General features: G+C 41.7%; 5 protein-coding genes. 2 read left to right on the forward strand and 3 right to left on the reverse strand.

What is annotated here, in order from left to right; all coding sequences use genetic code 11:
• Positions 1-80: 80 nt before the first annotated feature.
• Positions 81-1,847 (reverse strand): T9SS type A sorting domain-containing protein, encoded by a 1,767-nt coding sequence (locus tag LC574_RS21720; protein ID WP_229455555.1) that lies wholly within the window; start codon positions 1,845-1,847, stop codon positions 81-83.
• Entirely contained in the window at positions 1,789-2,424 is a 636-nt protein-coding gene (locus tag LC574_RS21725; RefSeq protein WP_267871627.1) for a thymidine kinase, read from the reverse strand. The genes LC574_RS21720 and LC574_RS21725 overlap by 59 nt, the downstream gene beginning before the upstream one ends.
• 26 nt (positions 2,425-2,450) lie before the next feature.
• On the opposite strand from LC574_RS21725, the gene LC574_RS21730 reads away from it, so the two are divergent.
• The gene (locus LC574_RS21730) at positions 2,451-3,053 is read left to right on the forward strand and encodes a hypothetical protein (protein ID WP_229455556.1); all 603 of its coding nucleotides are present in this window, start codon (positions 2,451-2,453) and stop codon (positions 3,051-3,053) included.
• Here the strand turns inward: LC574_RS21730 and LC574_RS21735 are convergent.
• Positions 2,943-3,617, reverse strand: coding sequence for a hypothetical protein (locus LC574_RS21735; protein ID WP_229455557.1), 675 nt, complete (start codon positions 3,615-3,617; stop codon positions 2,943-2,945). The genes LC574_RS21730 and LC574_RS21735 overlap by 111 nt on opposite strands.
• Before the next feature lie 448 nt (positions 3,618-4,065).
• Between LC574_RS21735 and LC574_RS21740 the strand changes: the two genes are divergently transcribed.
• Positions 4,066-6,042 carry a PAS domain S-box protein gene (locus tag LC574_RS21740; RefSeq protein WP_229455559.1) on the forward strand — a complete coding sequence of 659 codons (1,977 nt, stop codon included), beginning with the start codon at positions 4,066-4,068 and terminating at the stop codon, positions 6,040-6,042.
• Positions 6,043-6,226: the final 184 nt, after the last annotated feature.

A 6,226-nucleotide genomic window follows, 5' to 3' on the forward strand; every position in this document is an offset into this window, starting at 1 on the left:
AAAAATATGGCAAGGCGAATCAAATGGGTGGCTCAGAAGCTATATAAAACTCATTTTCTCAGGTATCTCAAATGAATCTGTCAGGGCCTGATGACAAATTTTGCAGTTTTTGTACCTGTGGAAGAGCGGCAAAATACCAGATAAATACCCAGGGGAGCACGAACTCCGTTTTTTGTCAGGTCCCAGGTCGCTTTACCTCCGTTTGAGGTCGTAGAATACACCAGATTTCCACCCAGATCTGTAATCCTCACCTCTGTCTCGCTTTCAAGACGATCTATCGTCAGAACACCCTGAAAATCAGATTTGACAGGATTAGGATACACAAGGATATCGTTTAAATCATCGCGACTGCCTGAAGCGTCTGACTGATATGAAACTACTCCTGAGCCTGTTTGCACAAAAACCTCGCCTGATAAGGGGTGAATCGCCAGGTTCCGGATTTTACCGTCGGGCATCGGGCTGTTGAGTTCATTAAAGTAATCAATCTGCTCCTCTCCGCTTTCGTTGAAAAGGTATAGGCCTTTTTCTGTTCCGATCCATTTCCGGTTGCCCTGATCAGAGACAATCGCCGGAACAACCTCGCGGATCAGCAATCGCTGATTTCCAAAAACAGGATTAAAAGGTACCCTGGGATTGGTGACCGCTACATTGGAGGACTGAACCACTGAAACGCCGTTATCCGTCCCTATCCATACCTGCTGATTCTGATCAATCACCAGCGACACGGCGTTGCCTGGCAAACCATTTGAAATGCTGTATGTGTAAGAGGCCCCGCCTTTGCTGACTACCAGGAAACGGCCGCTGATGTACCATTCATTGCCGTAAGTATCTTTCTGAACGGCACTGACTCCTCCACCTGAGTAGGCTTTCCAGCTGTTATCTTCAAAGAAAAAATCACTGCTGCTCTGAAAAACAACTTTATCATTGATCCTGGTCAGCAATCCGTCGCTGACAGGCAGACCTTCAGGGACATAACTTAGAAATGCCCCGGAAACATCCGAAAGAAGACCCCTGACACCATCTGAAATCCAATATTTACCGTTAGCATCCCTTCTTACCTGATTTACATAAGCCGGGTTTACACCAGCCGGCAAAACGACCTGGTTTTCGAAAAGAGATTTCCGGCTTGAACTGAACCAGTTGCCGTAAAACAGGATGTTGCTGGAAGCACTGAGAGAAGAGGCCAGGATATTGCCTGAGGAAGTTTTAACAAAAAGACTGTCTGCCGTACTTTTAAGACCGGCAATACCGGGACTTGAGCCGTTCGGTCCGAAATTACGGATCACTTCCCGGATGTAATCGTCATGAAGATCAACCAGCAGGATAACCTGCCCTGTACTCAAATAAGCCTGGGATTCTTTCACCACCACTGCTCCGAAACTTCTGCCTCCCTGAATAATTTCGGAGGTCTTAAAGTCATCTACATACTTCACACGGGTGATCAGCCCCTTTTCATCTGTTTCGGCCAGATCTATACCACCGTCCTGATAGCCTATAATCAACTTTCGTGGCACCGGAGCATACTCAAGGGCAGAGATAACCCCTCCGTGCAATCCCAGCTCCTTTCCGGGCTTCCTATAGGTATTTGCAGACAGATCGTACGCAAAGAAACCGTTGACGGTAAAACAATACACCTGATTACCCGCCAACGCCGCACCCCTGGCATCGGTATAATTGAAATGAGTTCTCCATGTTTTGGTGGGTATCTGGCTAAAAATATCCGTAGAAACACCACATAGCAACAAACCCAGCATAAAAAGCCGGGTTTTAAAGAAAAGAGAAATATAATTACAGCTTTTCGGCACTTTCATCTGGAAGATGGTAACATTTTCTGCATCTGGCTTCATAAGTATCCGCTTCACCGAGCATCACCTGGTTTCCGTTGCTCACTTTACGATAAGAATAATGGGCAATGTCTCCGCAAATCATACAAATGGCGTGTACTTTGGTTACATATTCGGCCACGGCCATCAGTCCGGGCATAGGACCAAAAGGCTTACCGGTCGAATCCATGTCCAGACCGGCGATAATGACGCGTTTTCCCATAGCGGCCAGACTATTTGCTACATCAACGACGGCTTCGTCAAAAAATTGGGCCTCATCAATACCTACCACGTCACAATCGCCCGTGTAAAGCAGGATTTCTGTAGCAGCATTGATAGGTGTCGAACGAATGGCATTCTGGTTGTGCGAAACAATGTCTTCTTCGTGATACCTGATATCTATGGAAGGCTTAAAAATCTCAACTTTTTGTTTGGCGATCTTCGCCCGGTTCAGTCTTCTGATCAGTTCTTCGGTTTTTCCCGAAAACATTGAGCCGCATATCACCTCGATCCATCCCATCCTGGAATCTTTACTTCTACCTCTTTTTGGCTCAATGAACATTTTTTTATGATTTATTTCGTTTTGATAATAGTCTGGCAAAAAAGTTGCAATAAATTTGAATCAAATTGTCCGACAGGGATACAAAAAAAACAAATTTAGAAATGACCTACAAGTGGAATTTACAAGAAGCCGAAAATTATGCTAAAGCTTTTGCTGCTTTGTTAAGTGATGAGTACTTTAAAAACAAGTTGACGATCAATGGGGGTGAAATATTAAACCTGACTGAAAGCAAACAGCTTAATCTTCTGACCATCAGGGAGCTTTATGATAAGTGGCAAACTGAAACCGAAAGATTAAAAAGTCCTTATTTCGACTTTGAGCAATCGGAGGTTAAACAGGCCCTTGCTGATTTTATGAATGTATTGTCAAGGTTTATTCTTGTAAATAAAGACAATTTTATTCCCCTTCTGACAAAATCGACAAAAAAAACACTCGAATTATACATTTCTCCGGTCAGTTTTTTTGAAAACCTGATGCGTGATCTTCCTGATTTCAAGCTTACCTCTGAATGGCTGAAAAACAACGGCCGTTTTTTCAAGGATTATGGCTGGGTTTTATCAGAAATGCTTAACCGTCTCAGCGGCCTTCAGTTTGTTTACGCCAATCAGGCGATCGATTGGGTGAAGGAAATCATTACGGATGATAAGATTGATTCCCGGTGCAGATAATTGAGTAGTCCCAGTGGTATTGCTAGTGCTGTTTTGGAAACTTAGGTTAAATGGATAGGAACTGATCCGTTTATCTCCCTTGGGGGATTGTTTGTTGAAATATTCCCTTGCTTGTGATTTCAATTCCGGGGAAATTAACTTGTCTTGAAACTTGATATCTAAGACCTTACCATCAGGATCTACCACTAATACACCCAAAACAGCACCTTCAAGATTCGGCTTCTTCGTGGGTAATGTTTGGCGGATGACTGGTTTTTGTTCAGCGTTGGGGTATTCTTGCTGGACTTCTTTTCTCAGGTTTGCGTAGGAATCTAGCTGTGCTATAGCCCGTTGAGTTCCTTTGGCAGATAAATTGGGTGCTTGTGACGCGGTTCCCCTAATTAAAGTTAAGCTATCCCCAGCTCTTGGAGCTTGTTTTAGAGAATTTATCAACCGGTTTTGAGCAATTCTAGACGCATCATTACCCGATTGCATCATTTGTGGACTCGTATTTCCCTGCGCTGTTGTAATGGGGTTAGTGTCAAAAGCAGGTATCACCGTATGGTGTGAGTTACGGGTAACCAAACTTTTAGAATTTTTACGTAGTATACAGATATTAATTTGAAAGCTATTAAACCGAAAATATACTTAAAAATTTAGTACTAGTTATTTTAGATAAGCGAAATATTACCGTGTTTTTTTGAAGGCATTTATATATATAAAAAGTTCATTTCAGAGAATCTACGGTAACAAAAATCAAAGCGATCGCGTACTTTTATTTCAATAAACCTTACATTATCAGCTTAAAAAACTCAGAAAGGATGACAAATACAGGATGTAAAAGCTCCAACTGCTATTCTGTAGTAGCCTAACGCTAGTACAGGAAAGCTCTGACAAACGCCGAACGCGTTTTTCTTTAGAGTATCTGAAGCCACTCTTTAAGTGTCTGCGCGTCTACAGAGGTCTTAGTCTCAAAACCTCTTCCTTCACACTTCCGGCTTTAGTGAAGACTTGTGCAGTGTATTAGGTTTTTATGATGGAATTTTTAAATAATTTTTTCTCTACTAGCCAGTTTATTCCCCACGGACATTGCTACCTTTGGAAACCAGGATTGGTATGGTTGCATCTGGTTTCAGATGTGTTAACTGGACTTGCTTATTATGCAATTCCAGTAATGTTGGTTTATTTTGTCCGTAAACGGCGAGATGTGCCTTTCGGCTGGATGTTCCTGATGTTTGGCATATTCATCGTTGCTTGTGGCACAACCCATTTAATGGATGTGTGGACGCTTTGGTATCCTACCTATTGGCTATCAGGATTAATTAAAGCTATCACCGCTTTTATCTCAGCATTCACTGCCATACAACTTGTGCCATTAATACCCCAGGCACTGGCTCTACCAAGTCATACCCAACTAGAGGCTGCAAACTCCCAACTAGCAAAGGAAATTGCTGAACGCATACGGACTGAGGAGGTGTTGAGAGAAAGTGAACAACGTTGGCAATTAGCTTTGCGCGGCAATAATGATGGAATTTGGGACTGGAATGTTAAAACCAATGAAGTGTTCTTCTCGGTTCGCTGGAAGGAAATGCTCGGTTACGAAAACGAGGAAATTTCTAACTATTTAGATGACTACCTGATACGAGTGCATCCTGATGAGCTTGACTGGGTGACACAAGCAGTTCAAGAGCATTTTGCTCATAAAACACCGTTTTACGCTATCGAGTATCGATTTTTATGTAAAGATGGCACTTATAAATGGATTTTGGATCGAGGTCAAGCACTGTGGGATGAAGATGGTAACGTAGCGCGGATGGTCGGCTCACATACTGACATCACTGAGCGCAAGCAAGCAGAGGAAGTACTAAATAGCCTACTTAACCAACTAGAAAGCAAGGTTGAGCTACGGACAGCAGAGTTAACAAGAATTAATCAATCACTACAGGCAGAAATTACTGAGCGCCAGCGAATGGAACAAGCATTGCGAGAAAGCGAACAGCGATTCCGTGCTGCATTCCATCAAGCTGCTGTTGGCATCGCCCATGTAGCTATAGATGGAAGTTGGTTGTTAGTTAACCAGAGGCTTTGCGATATTGTCGGTTATACACTAGAAGAACTACAGTTGCTAACTTTCCAAGATATTACTCACCCAGATGATCTTGATGCCGACCTGAAATATGTTGACCAGATTTTAGCAAATAATATTCAAACTTATTCGATGGAAAAACGCTATTTCTGCAAAGATAGCTCCATAGTTTGGGTTAATCTCACCGTATCTTTAATGCGCGAACCTAGCGGGGAGCCAAAGTATTTTATTTCTGTGGTCGAAGACATTAGCGAACGGCAAGCCGCACTACGCGATCGCCAGCAGTGGGAAGAACAAATTCAAGCGTCACTCTTAGAAAAAGAGGTGTTATTAAAAGAAATTTATCATCGGGTCAAAAATAATTTACAGGTTATTTCCAGTCTGTTAAGCTTGCAATCTGCTTATATTAAAGATCAACACGATTTGGTAATATTCAAACAAAGCCAGCAGCGAATTGCATCAATGGCTTTAGTTCACGAAAAATTGTATCAGTCTCAAGACTTGGCAAAGATTAATTTTGGTGAATATATTCGAGATTTGGTAGCAAGTTTATTTAGTGCTTATGAAGTTAACGAAGATGCGATCGCTCTGAAAATAAATATCGATGAGCAAATATTTCTCGGCTTGGATACAGCAATTCCTTGTAGCTTAATTATCCATGAGCTTGTGTCTAATTCTTTAAAATATGCATTTCCAGCAGGTAGAAATGGTACGATTTATATCGAGATGAGCAAAAATACTGAGCATCAAGTTACACTGATAGTTAGTGATGATGGAATTGGTTTACCATCAAATTTTAATTTTAAAAATATGGCCTCTTTAGGCTGGCAGTTAGTAGATGCTTTAACCAATCAAATTGCAGCTAATCTCGATATCCAAGGTGCTATTGGAGTAGAGTGCCAGGTGAAATTTACATTAATATAAAATAACTAAAATATGACAAATGCAAAAATTTTAGTTGTGGAAGATGAAGCGATTGTTGCTAAGGATTTGCAGTATCGACTTATAAAATTCGGTTACACGGTTCCTGTTATCGCTTCTTCAGGAGAAGAAGCAATTAATAAAGCAGTAGAAATATCCCCCGATTTAGTGTTAATGGATATTAAGC

It is taken from the genome of Nostoc sp. CHAB 5715 (assembly GCF_020829685.1).
Taxonomy (GTDB): domain Bacteria; phylum Cyanobacteriota; class Cyanobacteriia; order Cyanobacteriales; family Nostocaceae; genus Nostoc.